26 protein-coding genes and 1 pseudogene are annotated in these 23,467 nt (G+C 64.9%); 9 read left to right on the top strand and 18 right to left on the bottom strand.

Going from position 1 to position 23,467, the window contains the following annotated elements:
- The first annotated feature begins 17 nt into the window (after positions 1-17).
- Positions 18-401 carry a DUF488 family protein gene (locus tag ACP69Z_RS10410; protein ID WP_426267418.1) on the top strand — a complete coding sequence of 128 codons (384 nt, stop codon included), beginning with the start codon at positions 18-20 and terminating at the stop codon, positions 399-401.
- Between the two features lie 247 nt (positions 402-648).
- Here ACP69Z_RS10410 and mtgA read toward each other — a convergent pair.
- The 5 genes and pseudogenes from mtgA to ACP69Z_RS10385 form a co-directional block, all read right to left on the bottom strand.
- Positions 649-1,368 (bottom strand): annotated as a pseudogene (gene mtgA, locus ACP69Z_RS10405) (monofunctional biosynthetic peptidoglycan transglycosylase); the annotation flags it as partial.
- A gap of 46 nt (positions 1,369-1,414) precedes the next feature.
- A complete protein-coding gene (locus ACP69Z_RS10400; protein ID WP_426267417.1) occupies positions 1,415-1,603 on the bottom strand; it encodes a hypothetical protein in 189 nt (62 codons plus the stop codon).
- A 183-nt stretch (positions 1,604-1,786) separates the two neighbouring features.
- On the bottom strand, positions 1,787-2,308 hold the full coding sequence (locus tag ACP69Z_RS10395; RefSeq protein WP_426267416.1) for a pyridoxamine 5'-phosphate oxidase family protein: 522 nt from the start codon (positions 2,306-2,308) through the stop codon (positions 1,787-1,789).
- A 70-nt stretch (positions 2,309-2,378) separates the two neighbouring features.
- Positions 2,379-3,083, bottom strand: a complete 705-nt coding sequence (locus ACP69Z_RS10390) for an NYN domain-containing protein (RefSeq protein WP_426267415.1) — start codon at positions 3,081-3,083, stop codon at positions 2,379-2,381.
- Between the two features lie 4 nt (positions 3,084-3,087).
- Positions 3,088-3,714 (bottom strand): carbonic anhydrase, encoded by a 627-nt coding sequence (locus tag ACP69Z_RS10385; protein ID WP_426268086.1) that lies wholly within the window; start codon positions 3,712-3,714, stop codon positions 3,088-3,090.
- Positions 3,715-3,868: 154 nt separating this feature from the next.
- Between ACP69Z_RS10385 and ACP69Z_RS10380 the strand changes: the two genes are divergently transcribed.
- Genes ACP69Z_RS10380 through ACP69Z_RS10370 form a run of 3 tightly spaced genes read left to right on the top strand, consistent with a single transcriptional unit; the run spans position 3,869 to position 5,640 of the window.
- The gene (locus ACP69Z_RS10380; protein WP_426267414.1) at positions 3,869-4,201 is read left to right on the top strand and encodes a hypothetical protein; all 333 of its coding nucleotides are present in this window, start codon (positions 3,869-3,871) and stop codon (positions 4,199-4,201) included.
- Between the two features lie 53 nt (positions 4,202-4,254).
- Entirely contained in the window at positions 4,255-5,178 is a 924-nt protein-coding gene (gene lipA, locus ACP69Z_RS10375) for a lipoyl synthase (protein ID WP_426267413.1), read from the top strand.
- A gap of 3 nt (positions 5,179-5,181) precedes the next feature.
- Entirely contained in the window at positions 5,182-5,640 is a 459-nt protein-coding gene (locus ACP69Z_RS10370; RefSeq protein WP_426267412.1) for a type II toxin-antitoxin system RatA family toxin, read from the top strand.
- Here ACP69Z_RS10370 and ACP69Z_RS10365 read toward each other — a convergent pair.
- A complete protein-coding gene (locus ACP69Z_RS10365) occupies positions 5,601-6,104 on the bottom strand; it encodes a CinA family protein (protein WP_426267411.1) in 504 nt (167 codons plus the stop codon). The two genes, ACP69Z_RS10370 and ACP69Z_RS10365, sit on opposite strands and share 40 nt — an antisense overlap.
- 11 nt (positions 6,105-6,115) lie before the next feature.
- Complete coding sequence (locus ACP69Z_RS10360; RefSeq protein ID WP_426267410.1) at positions 6,116-7,255, bottom strand: bifunctional 2-C-methyl-D-erythritol 4-phosphate cytidylyltransferase/2-C-methyl-D-erythritol 2,4-cyclodiphosphate synthase; 1,140 nt, start codon at positions 7,253-7,255, stop codon at positions 6,116-6,118.
- Between the two features lie 50 nt (positions 7,256-7,305).
- Here ACP69Z_RS10360 and dusB point away from each other — a divergent pair, with 50 nt between their 5' ends.
- From dusB to hflX, 5 genes are all read left to right on the top strand, one after another.
- Complete coding sequence (gene dusB, locus ACP69Z_RS10355; RefSeq protein WP_426267409.1) at positions 7,306-8,301, top strand: tRNA dihydrouridine synthase DusB; 996 nt, start codon at positions 7,306-7,308, stop codon at positions 8,299-8,301.
- 89 nt (positions 8,302-8,390) lie between these two features.
- The gene (locus ACP69Z_RS10350) at positions 8,391-10,637 is read left to right on the top strand and encodes a sensor histidine kinase (protein WP_426267408.1); all 2,247 of its coding nucleotides are present in this window, start codon (positions 8,391-8,393) and stop codon (positions 10,635-10,637) included.
- A 1-nt stretch (position 10,638) separates the two neighbouring features.
- Entirely contained in the window at positions 10,639-12,030 is a 1,392-nt protein-coding gene (locus ACP69Z_RS10345; RefSeq protein WP_426267407.1) for a sigma-54-dependent transcriptional regulator, read from the top strand.
- Between the two features lie 41 nt (positions 12,031-12,071).
- Positions 12,072-12,569, top strand: a complete 498-nt coding sequence (hfq, locus tag ACP69Z_RS10340) for an RNA chaperone Hfq (protein ID WP_426267406.1) — start codon at positions 12,072-12,074, stop codon at positions 12,567-12,569.
- A complete protein-coding gene (hflX, locus tag ACP69Z_RS10335) occupies positions 12,566-13,870 on the top strand; it encodes a GTPase HflX (RefSeq protein WP_426267405.1) in 1,305 nt (434 codons plus the stop codon). The genes hfq and hflX overlap by 4 nt, the downstream gene beginning before the upstream one ends.
- Here hflX and ACP69Z_RS10330 read toward each other — a convergent pair.
- The 11 genes from ACP69Z_RS10330 to ACP69Z_RS10280 all read right to left on the bottom strand — a co-directional run bounded on the left by ACP69Z_RS10330 (position 13,867) and on the right by ACP69Z_RS10280 (position 23,450).
- Positions 13,867-14,322 carry a tRNA (cytidine(34)-2'-O)-methyltransferase gene (locus ACP69Z_RS10330; protein ID WP_426267404.1) on the bottom strand — a complete coding sequence of 152 codons (456 nt, stop codon included), beginning with the start codon at positions 14,320-14,322 and terminating at the stop codon, positions 13,867-13,869. The two genes, hflX and ACP69Z_RS10330, sit on opposite strands and share 4 nt — an antisense overlap.
- A gap of 1 nt (position 14,323) precedes the next feature.
- The gene (gene mazG, locus ACP69Z_RS10325) at positions 14,324-15,103 is read right to left on the bottom strand and encodes a nucleoside triphosphate pyrophosphohydrolase (RefSeq protein ID WP_426267403.1); all 780 of its coding nucleotides are present in this window, start codon (positions 15,101-15,103) and stop codon (positions 14,324-14,326) included.
- 127 nt (positions 15,104-15,230) lie between these two features.
- A complete protein-coding gene (locus ACP69Z_RS10320) occupies positions 15,231-15,824 on the bottom strand; it encodes a retropepsin-like aspartic protease family protein (protein WP_426267402.1) in 594 nt (197 codons plus the stop codon).
- Positions 15,821-16,411, bottom strand: coding sequence for a retropepsin-like aspartic protease family protein (locus ACP69Z_RS10315; protein ID WP_426267401.1), 591 nt, complete (start codon positions 16,409-16,411; stop codon positions 15,821-15,823). The genes ACP69Z_RS10320 and ACP69Z_RS10315 overlap by 4 nt, the downstream gene beginning before the upstream one ends.
- Before the next feature lie 10 nt (positions 16,412-16,421).
- A complete protein-coding gene (locus ACP69Z_RS10310; RefSeq protein WP_426267400.1) occupies positions 16,422-17,186 on the bottom strand; it encodes an MBL fold metallo-hydrolase in 765 nt (254 codons plus the stop codon).
- Positions 17,187-17,969, bottom strand: a complete 783-nt coding sequence (locus tag ACP69Z_RS10305; protein WP_426267399.1) for a TatD family hydrolase — start codon at positions 17,967-17,969, stop codon at positions 17,187-17,189.
- Positions 17,966-19,474 carry a methionine--tRNA ligase gene (gene metG / locus ACP69Z_RS10300; RefSeq protein ID WP_426267398.1) on the bottom strand — a complete coding sequence of 503 codons (1,509 nt, stop codon included), beginning with the start codon at positions 19,472-19,474 and terminating at the stop codon, positions 17,966-17,968. Before metG ends, ACP69Z_RS10305 begins: the two co-directional genes overlap by 4 nt.
- A 46-nt stretch (positions 19,475-19,520) precedes the next feature.
- On the bottom strand, positions 19,521-20,498 hold the full coding sequence (locus ACP69Z_RS10295) for a DNA polymerase III subunit delta' (RefSeq protein ID WP_426267397.1): 978 nt from the start codon (positions 20,496-20,498) through the stop codon (positions 19,521-19,523).
- Positions 20,495-21,115, bottom strand: coding sequence for a dTMP kinase (gene tmk / locus ACP69Z_RS10290; RefSeq protein WP_426267396.1), 621 nt, complete (start codon positions 21,113-21,115; stop codon positions 20,495-20,497). The genes ACP69Z_RS10295 and tmk overlap by 4 nt, the downstream gene beginning before the upstream one ends.
- A gap of 4 nt (positions 21,116-21,119) precedes the next feature.
- The gene (locus ACP69Z_RS10285; protein ID WP_426267395.1) at positions 21,120-22,292 is read right to left on the bottom strand and encodes a D-alanyl-D-alanine carboxypeptidase family protein; all 1,173 of its coding nucleotides are present in this window, start codon (positions 22,290-22,292) and stop codon (positions 21,120-21,122) included.
- Between the two features lie 54 nt (positions 22,293-22,346).
- The gene (locus ACP69Z_RS10280; RefSeq protein WP_426267394.1) at positions 22,347-23,450 is read right to left on the bottom strand and encodes a lytic murein transglycosylase; all 1,104 of its coding nucleotides are present in this window, start codon (positions 23,448-23,450) and stop codon (positions 22,347-22,349) included.
- Positions 23,451-23,467: the final 17 nt, after the last annotated feature.

Genomic DNA, 23,467 nt, shown 5'->3' with positions numbered 1-23,467 from the left:
CCACCACGGCCGAGTTCGTGGCGGCGCTCAAGACCGCGGGGGTCGCTCAGGTGATCGACGTCCGCGCACTGCCGCTGTCGCGCCGACCGGGTTTCTCCAAGACGCCGTTACGGCTGGCGCTGGAGGAAGAAGGCATTGGCTATGTCCATCTGCGGGCCCTCGGAACGCCAGCCGACGGACGCGAAGCGGCCCGCAAGGGACGCACGGCAGAGATGGAGCGCATCTATGCCGGGCAGCTCGCCTTGCCCGAAGCAATGGCGGCCGCCGCGCAGCTTGGTGCACTGGTACAAGAGAAGCCGTCGGCTTTGCTCTGCTACGAACGGCACCCGGAAGGCTGCCACCGCAGCATGCTGATCCGCGAAGCGTTGCCCGACGTCGAGGTCGAGCACCTGTTCCCCTGAGCTACAGGCCGTTCTCCGGCTCTGCCGGTGGCGGCTGATCCGCGGGTTCTGGCTCGAGCGCTTGGGCCGGTTCCTCTTCCACCACTTGCGGTTCGGCGAGCGGCTCAGGCTCGGCCGGTAGCTGCTCCAGCACCTCGCGCGGCGGGGGAGGAGGCGGGGTCGATGTCTCGACATCCGCGCCGGGCAGAGTCACTGGCTTGCGGCTCGGCGGCGGCGTGCGATCGCGCGGCGCGACCTCGCCTTCGTACACGCAAACATCAAGACCATCGCGGGCAACCACTCCGATCCGCGCTGCAATGCTGTTTCCATAGCGCTTGGTGAACCCGCGCGGGGCGATCGCCTCGCGGCCCTTGGGCAGCGGCAGCACCGCCGCCAGCCGCGCCGCTTCCGTCCGGGTCATCGCGCTGGCGTCATGCCCGTAATAGCGCTGCGAGCCGGCGTTGACGCCATAGGTGCCGATCCCCGTCTCAGCGACGTTGAGATACACCTCCATGATCCGACGCTTGCCCCAAAGCTGCTCGATGAGGAAAGTGAACCAGGCTTCCATGCCCTTGCGGATGTAGCCGCCGCCTTGCCACAGGAAGGCATTCTTGGCGGTCTGCTGGCTGATGGTCGATCCGCCGCGGATCCTGCCGCCGCTGGCGTTGCGCCGCGCAGCGTCGGAAATGGCGTCCCAGTCAAAGCCCGAGTGCGCGCAATATTTTGCATCTTCGCCGCCGATCACCGCGCGGACCATGTCGCGGTCAATCTCGTCGAGGCTCATCCACTGCCGCTCCGCGCCGCGCCCGGCGACGACGTCACCGACCATGGTCGCGGTGATCGGCGGATTGATGAAGCGGTAGAGCAGCACCCAGGCGACCGACAGCAGGAGCAGGCCAAGCACGAGCTTGACCAGTCCAAACGCGATTCGCGCCGGCCACGAGCGTGACCGACGTTTGCCAAGAGAACGGGAGGATTGTCGCGCCATGAGGGTGAGCTAGACCGAATGAAGGTCGTGGCGCCAGCCCGTCGGCTCAGTTCTCTTGTGGTGGGATGTTGAGGCGCTGGGCCGCCTCTTCATAGCTGAAGGCCATGCCTTTCAGCACTTCGGAAGCCTGCTTGTCCGAGATTCCTGCAGCAAGACGGCGACAGCGCTCGGCCTTCGCCTTGAGCGCACCGGCGTCCTCACATGGGTCGGGAGCACTGCCGATGCTGAAGTTCATTTCACGGGATGGGTCACTAGCCAAGGCAAAGATCCGTCGACGATTCAGAACATTGCACGTCCGCAGGAGATGCGAGCGTCGCCAAAGAACGGCATACGCTATGTCAGGTTCCGCACTTAGCCACTGTAATTCGATAGCGAGCGCCGCCTGTGACATAATCGGCACAGGCGGCGGCGGGTCGGTTCAGAGGGCTACTTCAGCCTGATTCTCTTGCTGATGGTCCTTGCCCGGCTCGCGGCCGAGGAGCTTCAGCGCAGCGGCTACCAAGGTCGAGCCTGCCTCCGCCTTCCAGATCTCGGCCTTGCTGGTGTCGAAGCGGAGCAGCTGCAGGTCGGGATCGTCCTTGCCGTTCTTGTACCAGCTGGCGACCACCGGGTTCCAGAACTTGTCCACCAAAGCGCGATCTTCGATCGTTTGCAGCGTTCCGTGAATGTGGGCGAAGACCTTGTGGCCCTTGGACACGAAGGTGCAGACCACGCGATTGTTCTCGCTCAAGCCCTTCACGATCGCTTCCGACTTGGCGCCGAAGAAATAGATGTCGCCGCCCTGCTGCAGGTCCTTTTCGTCCTGCCAGTTGACCTGCGCGGTCCACGGGCGGGTGCGGCTGTCCTCGACTCCTTGCAGGCCGATCATCACGAACGGGCTGTCCTTCAGCTCTTCCCAGAACAGCTGCTTCAGTTCTTCGGCGCGCTCGGCATCGGCCATGTGTCAGTCTCCCACGAAGATGGTTTGACTGGCGAAACGGGGGAGGGGAGCGAGGGTTCCGACGTGGCGCCTAGCGGACGCGGCGCACCAGCAGGCCGCCGCCATCGGTCTCTCTGACCTGAAATTCCGGCATGCCGCGCACCAGTTCGCTGAGCGACCGAGCTCCGTAATTGCGAACCGAAAAGCTCAGCACCGCCTTGGCGCGTTGGCCGACTTCGGAAAGCGAGGCGAAGCCCTCGGCGTCGCGCTTGCTCTGCTTCCAGGCAGCGCCGAGAAGGTTCAGCAGCTCGTCGTTGGCGGCGCGGCTTTCTGCCGTGGGTTCGGCCTGCTGTTCCTCGTTGCAGGCGAGAGCGCCAACATCGACGAATCGGGTGCAGCTGTTCTTGAAGCTGATCGGGGTCTTGGCGGTGCCGAACCCGTAGACCGGAATTCCGGCCTCCCGGATGCGCTGAGCGAGCGGGAGAAAGTCGCTGTCGCTCGACATGATGCCGAGGCCTTCCAGACCGCCGCGATAGAGCATGTCCATGGCGTCGATCACCATGCGCATGTCGGTCGCTGACTTGCCTTTGACGACGTCGAACTGCTGGATCGGCTGGATCGAATGCTGGGTGGTCAATTCTCCCCAGCCTTTAAGCGCTTGTTTTGACCAATTTCCGTATGCGCGGCGGACATTGATCGCGCCGAGCTCGCCCAGCACCAGCAGAACCTCGTCAAGGTGATCAGGCGACGCGTTGTCGGCGTCGATCAGCAGGGCGATGTTGCGGTCGCGGTCCACTGCTTCAGTCGCGGTCGGGCAGGGGTGCAAATTTCCCGGCCTGTTCGTCGAGGGTGTAAAGCGTGCCTTCGGCAATCGAGAACCAGCCGCCGTGAAGCTCGAGCTGGCCTGCGGCTTCCCGCTCGGCAACGAAGGGGAAGGTGCGGAGGTTGGCAAGGCTCACCTTCACGCCTTCGAGTTCCAGCGCCCGCTGCGGGTCTGCTGGCGTTTCCGCGAGAACCTTGTCGCGGGCCCGGTCGAGCAGGCCGATCCACTTGTCGATGAAGATCCGATCCGGTTCGCCATGCCCCGCCAGGCAGGCGCTGACGCCGCCGCACATGCCGTGACCCATGACCAGTATATGCTTCACCCCAAGCTTGGTGACTGCAAATTCCAGCGCGGCGGAGACGCCATGGAGACCGCCACCGAGCTCGAACGGCGGAACCAGATTGGCGACGTTACGAAGGATAAACACTTGACCCGGCATGGTGTCGAAGATGGTGGCGGGATCGACCCGGCTGTCACAGCAGCCGATGATCATCACCGGTGGCTCCTGACCAGTCGCTAGTTCGTCCCAGCGCCGGCGCTGGTCACGATAGCCGGTGGAGCGGAAGCGGTTGTAGCCGCTGAGCAGAGCTTGGAATTCTGACATGGCACCATGTTCGCTGGAAGAGGGGACCACAAAGCGGCAAGGCAGCTTCGTTCCGGCGGCTAGATCAGGCACTCGCCCTTGGCAATCCGGGCCTGATGGAACCGCAAGGCCGCAGGGGCGCTGATGCAAGGTAAATAGCTCCAGGAGACGACCCATGAAGAAGGTGATGATGACGACACTGCTCGTCGGAAGCCTTTCGCTCGGCGCGTGCGCCACGACCGGCTACAACGATCCCTACTACGGCAACCGCAACAACACGGCGAGCCGTGCGGCGAGCGGTGCTGCGGTCGGCGCAGTGGCTGGCGGCGTGGTCGGCGCGGTTGTTCCGGGTGTCTCCACCGTCGGCGGCGCGGTTGCTGGCGGCATCGCGGGCGCGGTGCTCGGCGCGGTGATCAACAATCGGCAATATTATCGCGATACCCGCGGCTATTGCTATTACGTCGATCGCAACGGCCAGCCGATCTACGACAACTCGGTTCGCTGCTAAGTGACTTAGGGGAGGGGTGGCAGAAGCACCCCCTCCTCGCTACATGGCGGGCCATGAACGCGCCTGCCGATCTGCCCGTCCCCAACCCCCCGCGGGTCCGCAAGCCGGACTGGATCCGGGTCAAGGCCCCGACCAGCGAAGGCTATGCCGAAACCCGGCGCCTGATGCGCAGCCTCAAGCTCGCGACTGTGTGCGAGGAGGCGGCTTGCCCCAATATCGGCGAGTGCTGGACCAAGAAGCACGCCACGGTGATGATCCTTGGCGACACCTGCACCCGCGCCTGCGCCTTCTGCAACGTCAAGACCGGCATGCCGCGCGCGGTTGATCCGTTTGAGCCACAGAACACCGCCATTGCCGCGGCCGAACTCGGGCTAGAGCACATCGTCGTGACCAGCGTCGACCGCGACGATCTTCCCGATGGCGGCGCCAGTCAGTTCGTGAAGGTGATCGAAGCACTCCGCCGTGAGACGCCGAAGACCACGATCGAGATCCTTACTCCCGACTTCCGCAACAAGAGCGAGGAAGCGGTGGCGCGGATCGTCGATGCCGGGCCCGACGTCTACAATCACAATCTCGAAACGGTGCCGAGGCTCTATCCGACCATTCGTCCGGGTGCGCGCTACTACGCCTCGCTGCGGCTGCTGGAGAGCGTGAAGCGGCGCAATCCCGCCATCTTCACCAAGTCTGGCGTCATGGTGGGCTTGGGCGAGCAGCGGCTCGAAGTGCATCAGGTGATGGACGATATGCGCTCGGCCGACATCGATTTTCTGACCATGGGGCAATATCTTCAGCCGACCCCGCGCCACGCGACAGTGGAAGAGTTCGTTACCCCGGACGCGTTCAAGGCTTATGGCGCGATCGCGCGGGCCAAGGGCTTCCTGCTGGTCGCCGCCTCGCCGCTCACGCGCTCGAGCTATCATGCCGGCGACGATTTCAAGAAGATGCAGGCGGCCCGCGCGGAGCGGCTCGCCCGTTAGTCGATGCCGCGCCACAGCGAACAGCGTTTCCTGCCCTATACGCCCGACCAGCTGTTCGATCTGGTCGCGGACGTGAAGCGATATGACGAGTTCCTGCCGTGGGTGACCGCAGTGCGGGTGCGCTCGTCGAGCGAGACCGAGATGGTGGCCGACCTGATCGTCGGTTTCGGTGCTTTTCGCGAGCGGTTCACCAGCCGCGTTGCGAAGGAGCGGCCGAGCCGCATCACCGTCGATTATGTCGAGGGGCCGCTCAAATTCCTGCACAACGAGTGGCGGTTCGAGCCAGCCGAAGGTGGCACCAACCTCGGCTTCACCGTCGACTTTGCATTCAAGAACCGGATTTTCGAAGCGGTTGCAGGACAGGTATTCGACCGCGCTCTGCGCAAGATGACCAACGCCTTCGAAGAGCGGGCGAACGCGCTTTATGGTTCGAGCAATTCCAGCGCGCACACCGCTGCCTGAAGCCTGATCCCGCTGCGCCCCGAGGCGGCATCGAACAGCTTGGTATCAGCGATGATGGCGTCGTCCCCTTGGCCGCGTTCGGCACGGGCGAAGACAACGGTGCCGACAGGCTTGGCGGCGCTTCCGCCATCGGGCCCCGCGATACCGGTGATCGCTACGGCTACGTCAGCGCCGGACCGCGCCAGCGCACCCTTGGCCATTGCCCAGGCGGTCGCGATGCTGACAGCTCCGAAGGTGTCGAGCACGTCCTCGGAAACGCCAAGTGCGGCCATCTTCGCTTCGTTGGCATAAGTGACGTAGCCGGCCTCGAACACTGCGCTGCTGCCCGGCACTTCGGTCAGTGCGGCGCTGACCAGCCCGCCGGTGCAGCTTTCCGCCACGGCGATACGTCGACCAGCGGTCCGGTTCTTCTCGATGACAGAGCGGGCGCGATCGACCAGTTCGGGCGGGAGCAGCGAGTCCATGGGCGACAACCTCAAGCCGGCAGGCGGATGGTAGCGATCGCCTGAGCGGCTATACCTTCGCGTCGCCCAGCGAAACCCAGCTGTTCGGTGGTGGTGGCCTTGATGCTGACCGCCCCGGGTTGGATGTCGAGGATCTCGGCGACACGGGCCTGGATGGCGGCGCGGTGCGGCCCGACCTTGGGGGCTTCGCAGATCACCGTGCAATCGACATGATCGATGATCCCGCCTTTGTCCCCGATGAGGTCGGCCGCGTGGCGCAGGAAGCGGTCGCTCGCCGCGCCTTTCCATTGCGGATCCGATGGTGGGAAATGTTGTCCGATGTCGCCCAGCGCCGCGGCCCCGAGGAGCGCGTCGGTGATGGCGTGAAGCACGACGTCAGCGTCGCTATGCCCGGCCAGGCCGTGCGGATGATCGATGGTGATCCCACCCATGACGAGCGGTCCGGGGCCTTCGAAGGCATGAACGTCGAAGCCGGTGCCCGAACGGCTGATCATGCGGGCAGCAAGCATCATTTCGGCGCGTTCCCAGTCTCTTGGCGAGGTTAGTTTATGCAGGGCCTCATCCCCGGCAACGGTTGCGACCTTGAGGCCGGCGTGTTGCATGACGGTGGATTCGTCTGTCGGCGCGCCGCTGCCCGCCTCGTCGTAGGCGTAGCGCAAATCCTCGAGGTGAAAGGCTTGCGGGGTCTGGATGCGGAGCAGCTGCGTGCGGTTGACCGTGCCGCGCAGTTCGCTGTCGCCTTTGGCCAGCGTATCGGCGACCGGCAGCACCGGAACTGCGCCATCGGCTTTCCCAAGCGCGTCGATCAGCCGGTCGATGACCTCCGGCGGGCAAAACGGACGGGCCGCATCGTGGACGAGGACGACGCCGTCTTCCACCGCGGCCAGGCCTGCCCGAACGCTGTCCGCCCGCTCCGCACCACCGATGATGAGAGTGCCGACATCGAGCCCGGCAAGCGCAGCGGCGGCCAGCTCCTCCTGCCCGGCGCCGATGACGACCCTGACGGCGGTCACGCGCGGATGCGAGCTGAGCGCTTCGGCTGCGTGGCGGAGGAGGGGCTTGCCGGCAAGGCGGCGATATTGCTTGGGCATGTCCCCGCCCATGCGGGTGCCGCAGCCGGCTGCGACGATGAGGGCGGTGACCTTGTCCACGGCGCCCGCCTTGCCCGCAGCGGCCTGCTCCTGTAAAGGCGCGCACTCCCATGGACAGCTTCAAGCCCATCTCGATCGGTCCGGTCCGCATCGACGCGCCGGTCATCCTGGCGCCGATGACGGGCGTCAGCGACCTGCCGTTCCGCAAGATCGTCAAGCGCTTCGGTGCGGGACTGACGGTGAGCGAGATGATCGCCAGCCAGGCCGCGATTCGCGAGACCCGGCAGAGCCTGCAAAAGGCCTTGTGGGATCCCAGTGAGGAGCCGGTCAGCCTTCAGCTCGCTGGGTGCAGTCCCAAGGAGATGGCCGACGCCGCGCGCCTCAACGAGCAGCGGGGCGCGGCGATCATCGACATCAACATGGGCTGCCCGGTCAAGAAGGTGGTGAACGGCGACGCCGGCTCCGCCCTGATGCGCGACCTGCCATTGGCCGCCGCGATCATCGAGGCCACCGTCAAGGCGGTGAAGGTGCCGGTCACCGTCAAGATGCGGATGGGCTGGTGCCACGATAGCCTGAACGCGCCCGAACTTGCCCGCATCGCGGAAGACCTCGGCGCACAGATGATCACCGTCCACGGCCGCACCCGCAATCAGATGTACAAGGGCACGGCCGATTGGCGCTTCGTTCGCAGCATCAAGGAAGCGGTATCGCTGCCGGTCATCGTCAACGGCGACATCAATAGCCGGGAGGATGCGCGCGAGGCGCTTGCCCAGTCGGGCGCCGACGGCGTGATGATCGGCCGCGGTGCTTATGGTCGGCCGTGGCTTTTGGGGCAGGTGCTGGCGGATCTGGCGGGCGGCGAACGCCCCGACCCGAGCATGGACGAGCAGCTGGCGATCATTCTCGAGCAGTATGACGCCATGCAGTCACTCTACGGCGCGCACACCGGCGTGAACCTCGCCCGCAAGCATATCGGCTGGTATGCCAAGGGGTTGCACGGATCGGCCGAGTTCCGCCAGAAGGTCAACACGATCGACGATCCCAAGGTCGTGGTGCAGATGCTGCGCGACTTCTACGCGCCTTGGCTGAGCAAGGCGGCAGCCTGAGCGCTGCGCCGGGCCAGTCCGAAAGAAAGTTAACGCGGATCGCCACAAACTGTGTTCTTTGCGCCACAAGTCCATGCTAGGGCACCTTCATGGATGCCCGCTCGGCCGCTTCCACGCTTGATCAGCCACCCAGCCTGAAGCGCTGGTTGGCGACCGAACGGGCGAACGGTCGCTTTTACCGCGTGCTGGAACTGGTCACCGCCGGCCTGCTGTTGGTCATGCTGGGCTCGAGCTACGCAACGCTGGCGCGCGGCGACCCCACCGAAATGGCCTCGCCGCCGTTGATTGCCTTGCTGCTGGTCGGCAATCTCATCCCCGCAATCCTGCTGATGGTGTTGCTGACCCGGCGGCTGGCGGTGAAGCGCGCGGCGCAGGGTGAGCTTGGCACTGGCCTGCTTCACACTCGCCTCGTGGCGCTGTTCTCGATCATTGCCGCGGTGCCGACAGTGCTGGTGGCAATCTTCGCTTCCTTCCTGCTCCAGTCGGGATTGGAGTTCTGGTTCTCCAACAAGGCGCGAGGCATGCTGGAGAACAGCGTCCAGATCGCACGCGGCGCCTATCAGCAGGAGGTCGACCGCGTGGCGGCCGAGACGACGACCATGGCGGTCGATATCGTCCGTATCCTCCTGCCACGCTACTCGCTGGACGACATCCGCTTCGCCGATGCCTTTGCCCGCTCACAGGTGCTCCCGCGAAATCTCAGTGAAGCGATCATCTTCACCGCAGGAGACGACGGAGTGGTCCGCACGCAGGTGCTGGTGAACCCCTACGATCGGCCACTCGACACGCTGATCACGCCGGCCAAGCTGAAAGAGCTTGCGGGGCGTGAGTGGGTAGAGGTAAATTCCGCTGATCGCGTAGGCACGCTGACCCGCGTTCCCGAAAGCGAGGGGCTCTACCTCTATTCGGCGAGGGTGTTCGAGCCGGCGCTGAAGCAGCAGCTCGATCGGGCCGACAGCGTGCTGGTCGATTATCGGACGCTGCAGGAGCGGGCGCGGCTGTATCAGCTTCGCTTCAACGCTGCCCTGCTGCTCGGGTCACTGATCATCGTCGGGCTGGCCATCTTCGTGGCGCTGCGTCTTGCTGATCGTCTCGTGAGGCCGCTTGGCGGGCTTGTGACGGCTGCTGGGCGGGTCGAAGAGGGCGATTTCTCCGCTCGCGTGGCGGTTAACCGCAAGGACGACGAGATCGGGGTGCTGGCCGCGGCGTTCAACCGGATGACCAGCCGGCTTGAGGAGCAAACCGGCGCGCTGAAGGCCGTAAACACGCAGCTCGACACCCGCCGTGCTTTCATCGAGGCGGTGCTGGGGTCGGTGACCGCTGGCGTCATCGCGCTTGACAATGATCGTCGCATTCTCCTCACCAATCGTTCGGCCGAGGCGCTGCTCCAGCATGGCGCAGAGGGGATCGAGGATCGTGCGCTGCACGAGGTCAGCCACGAGCTGGAGGAATTCCTTTGCGGGGACCAGCGCGAGGCTGATGTCCTTGTGCGCGCCGAAGGCGGGCAGCGGACGCTGGCGGTGAAGCGAGTGCGCTATGCTGACGGCTGGGTGCTGACGTTCGATGACATCACCGAGCAGCTCGCCGACCAGCGTCGGGCCGCATGGTCCGACATCGCCCGGCGTATCGCCCACGAGATCAAGAACCCGCTGACGCCGATCCAGCTTGCCGCCGAGCGGATCCAGCGCCGCTTCGGCAAGGAAGTGCAAAGCGATCCGGAGACGTTTGGGCGCTTGACCGAGACCATCATCCGGCAGGTCGGCGACCTCCGCCGCATGGTCGATGAATTCAGCAACTTTGCGCGTATGCCCAAGCCCAAGTTTCGTGACGAGAACGTCCACGACATCGCGCGCACCAGCCTGTTCCTGCACGAGGTGGCGCACCCTGGAATCACCTTCACCCTCGACCCGCCACAGGGCGATATTCGCATGATCTGCGACCGCAGCCAGCTTGGCCAGGCATTGACCAACGTCGTCAAGAATGCGGTGGAAGCGATTGAAAGCAGGCGCAATCGCGGTGAGCACAGCCTCGAAGGGGATCGCGTCGCCTTGCGCCTGACCAAGGATGAGCGGCAGCTCGTCATGGACCTCAACGACACGGGTGTCGGCCTGCCCCAAGATCGCGAGCGGCTGACCGAGCCTTATATGACAACGCGGGTGCGCGGCACTGGCCTTGGCCTCGCCATCGTCAAGAAGATCGTCGAGGAGCATGGCGGCGAGATCGCCTTCCTCGATCGCCCCGGCGGCGGCACCCATGTCCGCATCGCCTTCGACCTAGCCCGCCTGGCCCTGCTGGCCGAGGCGGCCGAACAACCCCAAGACGAGGAGTCTGCCTGAGATGGCACTTGAAGTGCTGGTGGTCGACGATGAGGCCGACATCCGCGAGCTGGTTGCCGGCGTGCTCGAGGACGAAGGCTATGCCGTCCGCTCCGCCGCCAATTCGACCGAAGCACTGGACGCGATCGAAAGCCGCCGCCCGAGCCTCGTTCTTTTGGACGTATGGCTGCAGGGTTCGCGAATGGACGGGTTGCAACTGCTTGAAGAGGTGAAGCGTCGCGATCCGTCCTTGCCGATCCTGATGATCAGCGGGCACGGCAATCTCGACACCGCCGTGGCCGCGATCCGCGAAGGGGCGATCGACTTCATCGAAAAGCCGTTTGAGGCGAGCCGGCTGCTTCATCTCGTCGGCCGAGCCACCGAAACCGATCGCCTGCGCCGCGAAAATGCCGATCTCAAGATGCGGATCGGGACCGAGGACCAGCTCAATGGCTCATCGGTGGCGATCAATACCGTTCGCGCGACGTTGAAGCGCGTGGCGCCGACCGGCAGCCGCGTCCTGATCACCGGGCCGGCGGGGGTCGGCAAGGAGATTGCTGCGCGGACCATTCATAATTGGAGTACCCGCGCGACCGGACCCTTTGTGACCGTCGCCGCGGCGCGGATGGACCCGGACCGGGTCGAGGAGGAACTGTTCGGCTCCGAAAACGACGGCGTCGCGCGGCCTGGCTTCCTGGAGCAGGCCCACGGCGGCACGTTATTCCTCGACGAGATCGCGGACATGCCGCTGACGACGCAGGGCAAGATCCTGCGCGTGCTGACCGACCAGAGCTTCACCCGTGTCGGCGGGCAGCGTCCTGTGAAAGTCGATGTTCGCGTTCTGTCCGCGACGTCGCGCAACCTGTCGGAAGAAATCGCCGCCGGGCGTTTCCGCGAGGACCTCTACTATCGCCTCAACGTGGTGCCGGTGCGTATTCCGCCGCTACGCGAGCGGCGCGAGGATATTCCCGAGCTCAGCGCACATTATCTGGCGCGGTTCGCCACCGAGCGCCGGATGCCGCCGCCGAACCTCTCCGATGAGGCGCTGGCGGCGCTTCAGGCGCATGATTGGCCCGGCAACGTTCGCCAACTCCGCAACATCATCGAGCGGACGGTTATCATGGCTCCGGGTGACCGGCTGGCCCGGATCGACGTGGACATGCTGCCGACCGAAGTGCTCGATAGCGGTGGGTCGGGCGGGCTGTCTTCGGCAACGCTGTCGATCATGGGCTCGCCGCTGCGCGAAGCGCGCGAGAGCTTCGAGCGCGAGTATCTCCGGGTCCAGATTCGACGCTTCTCCGGCAACATCAGCCGCACGGCGAGCTTCATCGGAATGGAGCGTTCGGCCCTCCACCGGAAGCTCAAGGCGCTCGGGCTTGGCGACAAGGGACAGAATGGCGAGGAGGAGCGTTAAAGCTGTAAGGCTCGCAACGATAATAAGAAGAACAGCAATCAATGCCGTCCAAGTCCCTCAGCTTACAGGATCATTTTCTCAACAGCCTGCGCAGATCCAAGACTCCTGTGACCATCTTTCTGGTCAAAGGGGTCAAGCTGACGGGCGTGATCACCTGGTTCGATGCTTTCTCGCTACTGCTCCGCCGCGAGGGCGTGGCGCAGCTCATCTACAAGCACGCGATGTCGACCATTCTCCCCGCCGAGGCGCCGATTGACATCGAGCTTGCGAGCTTTCGCGGGGATGGGCTGGAAGAGGGGAGGGCGACGCTGCAGGACCTGTTCCTTGCCGCCGCCATCCGCGAGCGAGCAGCGATGACGGTGTTCTTGGTCAATGGCGTCATGCTGCAGGGTGAGGTGGTGGCATTCAACCGCTTCTCGATGCTGCTCGGCCGCGGCAACCAGGTGCAGCTTGTCTACAAACATGCGGTTTCGACCATGCAGCCAGCGCACTCGCTCCAGCTAGGGACGGCTTACCCCGATGCGGAGGACGCGGCGTGAGCACCGGATTTGACCGAGCGGACCGCGATGGCCTGCGCCGCGGCGAGCGCGCGTTGGTGGTGCTGCCCGACCGTTCCAACGAGTCCAACGCTCGAACCACCGACGCCCGCCTGGACGAGGCGGCGGGCCTAGCCGAAGCGATCAGCCTCGACGTCGCGGCCCGGATCGCCTTCCGCATCCGTCAGCCTCGCCCAGCGACCCTGTTCGGCAAGGGTCAGGTGGAGGAGATTGCGGCCCGCGCCGAGGAGGCCGACGCCAAGGTGCTGGTGGTCGATGCCGCGCTGACGCCGGTGCAGCAGAAGAACCTTGAGGACGGCACCAAAGCCAAGGTCATCGACCGCACCGGGCTGATCCTCGAGATTTTCGGTGAACGCGCAGCGACGGCGGAAGGGCGGCTTCAGGTCGAGCTTGCCCATCTCGACTATCAAGCCGGTCGGCTCGTCCGCAGCTGGACCCACCTTGAGCGCCAGCGCGGCGGTTTTGGCTTTCTCGGCGGCCCGGGTGAAACCCAGATCGAAGCCGATCGCCGGCTGATCCGTGATCGCATGGCGCGTATCCGGAAGGAATTGGAGCAGGTGAAGCGCACCCGCGCGCTTCACCGCGACCGCCGCAAGCGCGCGCCGTGGCCGGTGATTGCGCTGGTTGGCTATACCAATGCCGGCAAGTCGACGCTGTTCAATCGACTGACTCGGGCGACCGTGCTGGCCGAAGACCTGCTATTCGCGACGCTCGATCCGACCATGCGCGAGATTCAGCTCCCGGGCTTCGACAAGGCGATCCTGTCGGACACGGTGGGCTTTGTCTCCAATCTCCCCACCGAACTCGTCGCAGCGTTTCGCGCCACGCTGGAAGAAGTGGCGTCGGCCGATCTCATTATCCACGTGCGCGACATCCACCATCCCGACAGCGACGCCCAGAAGTCCGATGTCGAGCAAGTGCTGACCAGCCTGGGCCTCGGTGAAGGGGAAGAGGGGCCGGCTCGGCTCGAGGTCTGGAACAAGATCGACCTCCTCGGCGGAGAGGATCAGGAGGCGGTCCTCAACGAAGCGGCGCGGCGCGATGACGTGGTGACCTTGTCCGCGCTGAGCGGCGAGGGGACGGATGGCCTGCTCGACCGCGTCGGCCAGATGCTTCGCGAAGGGGCAAGCGTGCATCACCTCCGCTTGCCGGCGAGCGACGGTCAGCGGATCGCCTGGCTTCACCGTAGCGGTGAGGTGCTCGAAAGCCGTGCCGAGGGCGACGAGATGTTCCTGGCTGTCCGCCTGACGCCCGAGAACTTGCAGCGCTGGCAGTCGCTTTAGAGCGGCGGTATCTGCTTGGTCTGGCGGAGCGCTTCGCCAAGCGCCAACGAGGCCGATGTGGCAAGGTTGAGCGAGCGGACTTGCGGTCGCATTGGAATGCGCAGGCGGGTGTCGCAGGCAGCAACGACATGCTCGGGCACGCCGGCACTTTCCTTGCCGAACAACAGGATATCGTCCGGCTCAAAGGCATGATCGTAGGGCGATTGCGTCGCCTTGCTGGAGAAGAGGACCAGACGGGCACCTTCATTGGCGACGCGAAAGGACACCCAGTCGGCGTGTCTCGCGACCTCGACATGGTCGATATAGTCCATTGCCGTGCGGCGGACCCGGCGATCGTCCCACGCGAAGCCCATTGGCTCGATCAGATCCACTGCGACACCCATGCAGGCGCCAAGCCGAAGCACTGCGCCAACGTTGCCGGCAATCTCCGGCTGGTAGAGCGCAATGCGCACCTCAGCGCGCCTTTTGCGCGGTCCAGAGCCGTTCCTGCTCCTCGAGGCTCATGGAGCTGAACCCGGGCTCGGCCTCGATTGCTCTGAAGCGACGCTCGAACTTGGCGTTGCCCTTTCGCAGAGCTTCTTCAGGGTTGATCTTGAGAAAGCGTGCGAGGTTTACGACGGCGAACAGTAGGTCGCCGACTTCTTCTTCGCGATCCTCGTCGCTTGTGGCGGTGGCGACTTCCTCCAATTCCTCCAAGATCTTGGCCCTCGGACCCTCAATGTCGGGCCAATCGAAACCAGTGCGAGCGGCTCGCTGCTGCAACTTTGCCGCGCGCTCGAGCGCCGGCAACGCCAAGGCGACGCCGGCGAGCACGCTCGGGTCGTCCGCCTTGGCTGCACGCTCTGCCGCCTTGATCTCTTCCCAGCGGTGATGACCACCGGTCGGATCATCACCGAAGATATGCGGGTGGCGGCGCTCCATCTTGTCGCTGATCGCGTCAAGCACTTGCGCCATGGTGAAATGCCCGGCTTCGGCCGCCATTTGGGCGTGGAAAACGATCTGCAGCGCGAGATCGCCGAGTTCGTCCTTGAGTTCGCCGAGATCGCCGCGCTGTATCGCATCCGCGACCTCGTAGGCTTCTTCGATCGTGTAAGGCGCAATTGTCTCGAAGGTCTGCACCTTATCCCATTCGCAACCGCTGGCGGGATCACGCAGCTTGGCCATGATCGTCATCAGTCGCCGCAAGGCTGCGGATGCATCGGGTTGCGGAAGGGGCTTGAAGGCAGTCGTCATGTTTGGCGACTTGCGATGCCAGCGCGCCAAGCGCAATCCAGCGAGAGCAAGAAAACAGGCCCGTCTGGAAGTACCATTTAAGTCTGATAATAAGTATTATGTAAAGTGGGTTTGAAATGGCTGTGATCTAGCTCTCCAGCACCAACCACCGCCCTTCGACGCTCCACCGCTTCAGGCTGGTCAGATAATTCATGCCAAGAACGTTGAGCTCGTCCCCATCAGCCACGAACATGCGAACGTTGCGCCGTTCGATGTCGCCGACCGATAAAGTCTGCGCGCGCCCGGTCGCCACGCGGATCAGGCCGTTTCCAGTGCGAACGACCTGATTGCGACCATCGCTGACGGCCACTCCCGCAAGCGCAGCGGTCTTGCGGCCGATCGTGGTCATGGTCGCGCCGCTGTCGACAAGGAAGTCTACCGGCACGCCGTTCACTTCCGCCTGGACCCAGAAGTGGCCGTCGACCGCGATCGGAACCCGAATGACATCGCTGGCAAGCTGCACCGGCTTGCCGGTCGCTTCTGCCTCAAGGCGCTGCGCCACGTAATGAAGGTCATCGCGGAAACTGAACACGATGAAGCCAGCGCCGAAGATCACGACAAAGGCCAGGATCGAGGTGATCCCTCGGGCGAGCGGTGCGCGCCGCCCGATCAGCGCGCCGGCGATCAGCATGACGGCCATCAGCAGGTAGAGCCCGCCGAGATGGATGTCGTTGGTGATCATGGTTGGAGCACCAGCGTGTTGCCCTGAACGCCCCAGCTCGACAGGCTTGAAAGGAAGTCCATGCCAAGCACGTTGACGCTGTCGCTTGGGTTTATGTTGACCGATTTGTCGTTGCGGCGGATTGGGCCGATCTCGACCAGGCTCGCGGTCACCCGCGGCATGAAGACAGTCCCGTTGGCGGTGCTGACGACATCACCGCGCATGCCGGGCTCCAGACCAGCTGCTTGCGCGAGGCTCGCCGAGATGGTGGTCGTGGTCGCGCCGCTGTCGATGAGGAAGCGGGCCCCCTGCCGGTTCACCTTGCCATCAACCCAGAAGTGGCCGTCGTCGCGCTTGGCGATGCGGACTGCGCCGCCGCTTACCACCGCGGGTGCTTCGCCAAGCGCCTCACTCTTGAGCCTCGCGCCGATGGTCGAGAACTCCCCTCGGAACGCGAACAGGGCGAACGCGACTGCGAAGATGCCGAGCCACGCAAACCCCATGCGAGCAGCCTTGCCGACGCTGAGCCCGCGTCCGATCAGGCTGGTGGCGATGAACACCAGCATGGCCAGCAGGATCAACGCACTGGGAAGCTGACCATCGTCCATGTGCTTGAAATCAAAGCTCCAGTTCGAGCCCGTCGAACGCTGGTTCGACCCAGTCGGGCAGTTCGGACACTAGTTGGGCATGGTCCATGCTGTTGTCGAGGTGCGAGAGGACAAGATGCCCGACCTTGAGCTCGCGCGCCCAGCCGAGCACCGCATCGAGATGCGCATGGGTCGGGTGCGGACGGCGCCGAAGGCAGTCGGAAACCCAGATGTCCGCGCCTTCGTAGAGTGACGCCATGGCGTCTGTCAGTTCGACGTAATCAATGGCGTAGACCAGGCTTCGCCCGCCTTCATCGAAGCGGATCCCGAGGCTGGTGATGCGGCCATGCGGCTGATCGACGAAGCGCACGCGGGCGCCTTCCACCTGCCATTCGCCGTCGATCACGTGCGTCCGGCACACTGCGGGGTAGAGTGCATTGCCCTCGAACAGGTAGCGGAAGCGCATGTGCAAGCGCTCGATCAGGTCGGCACGGCCGTGCACGGGAACTTGGTCGCCCAGATTGTGCGCGACCTGGCGCAGGTCGTCGAGCCCGTGGATGTGGTCGGCATGATCGTGGGTGATGATGACTCTGTCGACCGCGCTCACGCACGCGGTGTTGAGCTGTTCGCGAAGATCCGGTCCGGCGTCGATCAGAAAGCATTGCGAGCCGATCGTCGCCAGCGCAGAGGCGCGCAGGCGGCGGTTCTTCGGCTCGGCTGGATCGACGCTACCCCAATCGTTCCCAATCCGAGGAACGCCCGAGCTGGTGCCCGATCCGAGGATGCGGAGCTTCACTTAGGCCGGCCGCGCCTTGTTGAAGAGGCGGAAGAAGTTGGCGGTGGTGCTGTCAGCCAGCTGCTCGACTGACGTACCCCGCAACCCGGCGACAAAAGCCGCGGTGTCGGCAACAAAGGCGGGCTCGCACGGCTTGCCGCGGTTGGGCACCGGGGCAAGGAACGGGGAGTCGGTTTCAACCAGCAGCCGGTCTTCAGGGATGTTCTTGGCGACCTCCTGCAACTCCGTGGCATTCTTGAAGGTGACGATCCCCGAGAGCGAGACGTAGAAGCCGATGTCGAGGCCACGCTCGGCAAGCCACTGGGTGCCGGTGAAGCAATGGAGCACGCCCTTTACCCCACCCTTTTCGGCTTCCTCCGAGAGAATGGCGGCGGTGTCTTCCTCGGCATCACGAGTGTGGATGATGAGCGGGAGGTCGGCCTGCCGTGCAGCCTCGATTTGGGCGCGGAAGCGAGCCTTCTGGCTGTCGCGGTCCGACTTATCGTAATAATAATCGAGTCCGCATTCGCCGATGGCGACAACCCGCGGATGCGCGGCAGCATCGACCAGGGCGGCGGTGCCGAGATCCGGGTGTGCGTCGGCCTCATGCGGGTGAACGCCGATTGACGCCCAGACGTCGGAATGACGCTCGGTGGCGGCCACGACCTCGGCCCATTCGCGCTGGCGGGTGGAGATATTGAGGAAGCCCGAGACGCCGCGCGCGCGGGCGCTTTCCAGCACTTCGGCTTCGCGCTCGACCAAGCCGGGATAATTCAGGTGGCAGTGGCTGTCGATCAGCGTCACGCGCCTTCCTCCTCCGCCACCGCTAACTCGAGGCGCGGGAAGATCGGGCTCGGCGAGGAGAGGCGACGCGCGGCCCTCCCCTCTCTCAGATAAGCATCGAGCCTAGCTATCGAAGCGGGAACGACTGGCTCGACGATGGCCCCGAGACGTTCAACCACCACTGCCAGCGTGCCGAGCACTTCGGCCATGCGGGCCGGATCAGTCTTGCGCAGCGCCCAAGGAGCTTGCGCATCGACATAGGCATTTGCGGCGAACACCGCGGCCATCCATGCTTCGAGCCCGCTGGAAAAATCATAGTCGGCGAAACGGGCCTTCGCCCCCTCCTCCGCCTCGGCTACCTTGGCGAGCAGCGCGGCGTCGTCCTCTGCGGTTCCGGCAGGCGGCAGGTTACCGCCGAGGTTCTTGACGATCATCGAGAAGGTGCGTTGCGCCAGATTCCCGAAGCTGTTGGCGAGTTCCGCGTTGCAGCGGGTAACAATTGCCTCGTCCGAATAGCTGCCGTCTTGCCCGAAGCTGACCTCGCGCATCAGGAAGTAGCGCAGGGAGTCGACGCCATAGGTGTCGGCCAGGACCATCGGATCGACCACATTGCCGAGGCTCTTCGACATCTTCTCGCCGCGGGCGAGCAGGAAGCCATGACCAAACAATGACTTGGGCAGCGGCAGCTTGGCGCTCATCAGGAAGGCGGGCCAATAGACCGCATGGAAGCGGACGATGTCCTTGCCGATGAGGTGGAGGTCCGCCGGCCAGAAGCGGTCGTATTCGGCGCGATCGTCGGGGAAACCGACGCCGGTCATGTAGGTCGTCAGCGCGTCGACCCAGACGTACATGACATGCCCCGGCGAGCCCGGCACCGGGACTCCCCAATCGAAGCTGGTGCGGCTGACGCTGAGGTCCTTCAGGCCACCTGCGACGAAGCGGATAATCTCGTTGCGGCGGCTCTCGGGACGGATGAAGTCCGGATTGGCTTCGTAATGGGCGAGCAGGCGGTCGGCGTAGTTGGAAAGCTTGAAGAACCAGCTTTCCTCCACCGTCCATTCGACCGGTGTGCCCTGGGGCGACAGCTTCTCGCCACCTTCGCCGGGGACGAGTTCCTTCTCGTCGTAATAGGCCTCGTCGCGGACGGAGTACCAGCCTTCGTAGCGGTCGAGGTAAAGGTCGCCATTGGCTTCCATCGCCTTCCACAGCGCGATGCTGGCAGCGTGGTGGCGTTCTTCCGATGTACGGACGAACGCATCATAACTGATATTCAAGCCATCGCACATCGCGCGGAAATAGCTCGACATTTCGTCCGCGAACTCGAGCGTGTCGCGCCCTTGTCCGCGAGCGGTCTGGACCATCTTCAGGCCGTGCTCGTCAGTCCCCGTGACCAGCCGGACGTCGCGGCCCTCGGTACGCATGAAGCGCGCAATGACGTCGGCGGCGATCGCCTCATAGGCGTGGCCAATGTGCGGGCGGCCGTTGGGGTAAGCGATGGCGGTGGTGATGTAGAATGGCTCGGACATGTCCCGAGCGCTTTAGGGAAGGCTTGGGCGGAGAGGAAGACCGCGCCTAGCTTCCCGATACCTCTGCCATGATGGTGCCGAGCGCAAAAACGGTGCTCGCAGGATCGAGTGACAGACGCGGAGCAAGCGACGCGGTCTCGCGGGCGCGTTCATAGGCTTCGGCCGCGCGCAGGCGCCGCATGCCCTCCGCTTGCCGCGCCTCGCCGGCGATCAGAGGCGGCACCATGTCGAGAAAGGCGGCATAGCGCGGACCCGCTGCCTTGAGCGCGAGGCTGGAAGCTAGGCGGGAGCGACGGGCGTTATCCGGATCGCCGTGGCGCAGAATCGAAAGCGCCTCCTGCGCCAGCGGGCCAAGGTCAAGTTCAGCGAAGTCGAGCGCGCGCCCTGCCGAGCCGCCTGCGAGCGGGATCAGGCGGGCGCGGTCTTCCGCTGACATGGTGGGGCGCTCGGCCTGGAGGATTGCGTCGAGCGAGGCCTGATCAAGCGTTTGAAAATCAAGTCGCCGGCAGCGGGAGCGGATGGTCGGCAACAGGCGGCCCGGCGAATGTGAAACCAGCAGAAACAGGCTCTTGGCCGGGGGTTCTTCGAGCGTCTTGAGAAGCGCTTGGGCGGCCTGCGGCTCAAGTTCGTCCATGCAGTCGATGATGGCCACCCGCCAATCGCCGAGGCTCGGCGCGACGGCGAACAGCTCCTGAAGCTTGCGCACTTGGTCGATGCTGATGCCGCGGCGCAGTTCACCCTTCTTCGGGCCGCTCTCATGCGCCTCGCGCTTGATCAGGCGAAAGTCGGGATGACTGCCGGCGTCGATCAGCCGCACCATCCGGTGATCGGGTGGTGTGTCGAGGCCGGGGAGATCAACCGGCGGGCCGCCTGCCCCTGCCAGCACGCGGCGCGCAGCGGCCCGCGCAAAGCTCCCCTTCCCCACTCCGCGAGGGCCGGCGAGAAGCCAGGCGTGGTGGAGGCTGCCGCTGTCCAGCGCCTCGCGAAAGGCGGCGACGGCACGATCTTGCCCGAGGATGGTCACAGCAGGTCCTCGAGCGCGGTAAGCAGGCGTCCGGTCACCTGCTCAGGCGAACCGGAAGCATCGACGAGGTGCACCCGCTCAGGCTCGGCAGCAGCGATGTCGCGAAACGCCTGCTCCACCCCCTCGTGGTAGGAGGCAGGACGGCCGCCGATGCGGTCCGACACTTCGCCGTCACGTGCCCGGGCCCGCTCGGCACCGTCGGGGTGGAGAAGCAGCAAGGTGCGGTCGGGGAACCACTCCTCAATGCCGAAGGCGTTAATGGCGCGCACCGCTTCGATCCCGAGGCCACCGGCTCCGCCCTGATAGGCAAGCGAACTGTCGATGAAGCGATCGGACAGCACCCATTGTCCCGATTGGACCGCAGGGCGGACCAGCTTGTCGACATGGTCTGTGCGGGCAGCGGCGAACAGCAAGGCTTCGGCCGGCGCGTTCCAACGCTCTTCACCGCCTTCGAGGAGCAAGCGGCGAATGGCCTCCGCGCCGTCGCTGCCGCCAGGCTCACGGGTAGTGACCACGTCGATGCCCCGAGCACGCAAGGCGTCGGCTAGCGCTCGGAGCTGAGTGGTCTTGCCGACCCCTTCCCCGCCCTCGAGCGTGATAAAGCGGCCGCGCGTCACCAAATCAGGCAAGTCCGACCAGCTGCTTCAGCCCAAGCCAGAAGCGGCCAAAGAAGCCAGCTTCGTCCACCGCTTCAGCAGCGACCAGCGGCATGCGCTGTACGGTGCCGTCCGGCGTGGTGACGATCAGTTGCGCGACTTCTGCGCCCTTGGCGATCGGGGCCTTGAGTGGACCGTTGTACGCGATCCGCATCTTCGGCTCGCCGCCAACTGCGCCAGCGGGATAGCTGACCGCGATCGGTCGTGGAGCGACCAGTTGAACCTGGCTCTCGTCACCGAGCTGGACTTCAGCAGAGCCCACGGCTGCGTTGGCCGCGAACAGCGGCCGCGACTGCCAGGCGGCGAAGCCCCAGTTCATCAGGCGATTGGATTCGGCAATGCGCCCGGTGAAGCTGTCGAGCCCGGCCAGTACCATCACCAGGCGGCGGCCATTCTGCTCGGCCGAACCGGTGAAGCCGTAGCCCGCTTCCTCCGTGTGCCCAGTCTTGAGCCCGTCTGCGCCCGGCACCACGCCAAGGATCGGATTGCGATTTGCCTGCGTGATGTCGGCGCCGGCACCCAAGGTCTTGCCCCAGGTGAAGCTCGGCTGCCCATAGAATTGCTTGTAGAGCTTGGGATGCCGCTCGATCGAGGCTCGCGCCAGCGTCGCGAGATCGCGCGCGGTCGTGACGGTGCAGCCTTCGTCGGGCCAACCGGTCGCATTGCAGAAGCGGCTGTTCTTCATGCCGAGCCGCTTGGCAAGCGCGTTCATCTGCGCGGCAAAGGCCTGCTCGGTCCCGGCGATGCATTCGGCAAGCACCACGCTGGCGTCATTGCCAGACAAGGTGACGACGCCGTGCAGCAGGTTCTCGACGCTGACCTGCTCGTTCACCGACAGGAACATGGTCGAGCCAGCGCTATGCCACTGCTTCCAGGTCTCGGGCCTAACCGTGCACATCTTCGACAACGGCAACTGGCCGGACTTGATGAGCTCGAACGCCACCTCACTGGTCATCATCTTGGCCATGGACGCAGGAGGCATCGGCCTGTCCGCGTCCTTGGCGAGGAGCGTGGCTCCCGACGACAGGTCGACAAGATAGGCGACGCGCGCCGGCGTCTCGAACGGCGGAGCAGCGGCAACGGCGGCGCTGGCGGCGGTGGTGAGCAGCAGGGCGGCAAGCAGGCGGGGACGATTCATGTGGCTGTCGTAGCCGCCCGCCTCGGCGGCTTGAAGCCCTCCTCTCCGCTTAAATCAGCGGCCTGCCGCAATCCGGTCAGCCAGCAGCCCGACCGACAAGGCATAGAAGTTAGAGCAGTTGTAATCGAGGATTGCCCGATAGTTGCTCGTCAGCAGATAAGCGGTCGCCCCCTGCCCGTCCGGCTCGATCAGCGTCGCCATCTCGCCTTCGGGCAGCGCGGCCCCTTGCGGCTGGACACCGAGCGCGCGCCATTCGCGCATGGTCAGCCAGCGGCTGTGCCGGCGGAACACCTGCGGGCAGCGCGGCGGCACCAAGGTGGTGCGGAGCGCCGCCCGGTTGAGCGCCGCGGGAACGTTGACCGGCACGCCCCAATGCACGCCGCGTTTCCATCCGGCATCCTGCAGGTAGGCGGCGATGGATGCGAGACCATCCATCTCGCTGCTCCAGATATTGGCGACGCCGTCGCCATCACCATCGGTCGCGAGGCGCAGCACGTTGGACGGCATGAACTGCGGAAAGCCAGTGGCACCGGCCCAACTGCCCTTGAGGCGTGCACGCGGGGTACCGCGATCGACCAGCTTCAGGGCCGCAATGAACTCTTCCTCGAAAAAGGCGCGGCGGCGGCCTTCGTAGGCGAGGGTTGCCAGCACTTCGAGCAGGTCGAAGGTGCCCGTGATCCGGCCGTAGCTGGTCTCGTGTCCGAAGATCGCCATCAGCACCTGCGGCTCGACCCCGAAGCGCTGTTCAAGCCAGGCGAGCTGCGGCGCGTAGGAGCGGAAACGGGCAGACCCACGCGTGATGAGATCGGTCGTGACGTGCTGCGCTCGGTAAGGCGCGAAGGGCGGGATGACCTGGCTGTTTGGAGGGCCGCCGGGCTGCGCACGGTCGAGCGCAATCACCCGAGCATTCTGCCGAAGCGACGGGATAACGGCTGAGATGGTGGCGTCGCGCACGCCGGCGGCGCGGACACTTGCGGCAAGCTGTCCCTTGTAGCGCTCGAACCCGCTGACGGCGGCGTAGGAAGGCGGCGTGGGCGCAACCACACGCGGCTGAACCACCAGGACCGGCGCTGGCTGTTGCGGCTGAGACGTGGTCGGCAAGGGCGCCAGCGGATCGCGTTCCTGCATCGCGCTCGCCGGAGTGAGGGCGACCGCCACCAGGCAGACAAGCGAAG

This window comes from Sphingomonas sp. LHG3443-2, assembly GCF_049896405.1.
GTDB lineage: Bacteria > Pseudomonadota > Alphaproteobacteria > Sphingomonadales > Sphingomonadaceae > Sphingomicrobium.
The sequence above is the reverse complement of the archived record's forward strand: the minus strand, read 5'-3'. Positions and strand labels throughout refer to the sequence as shown.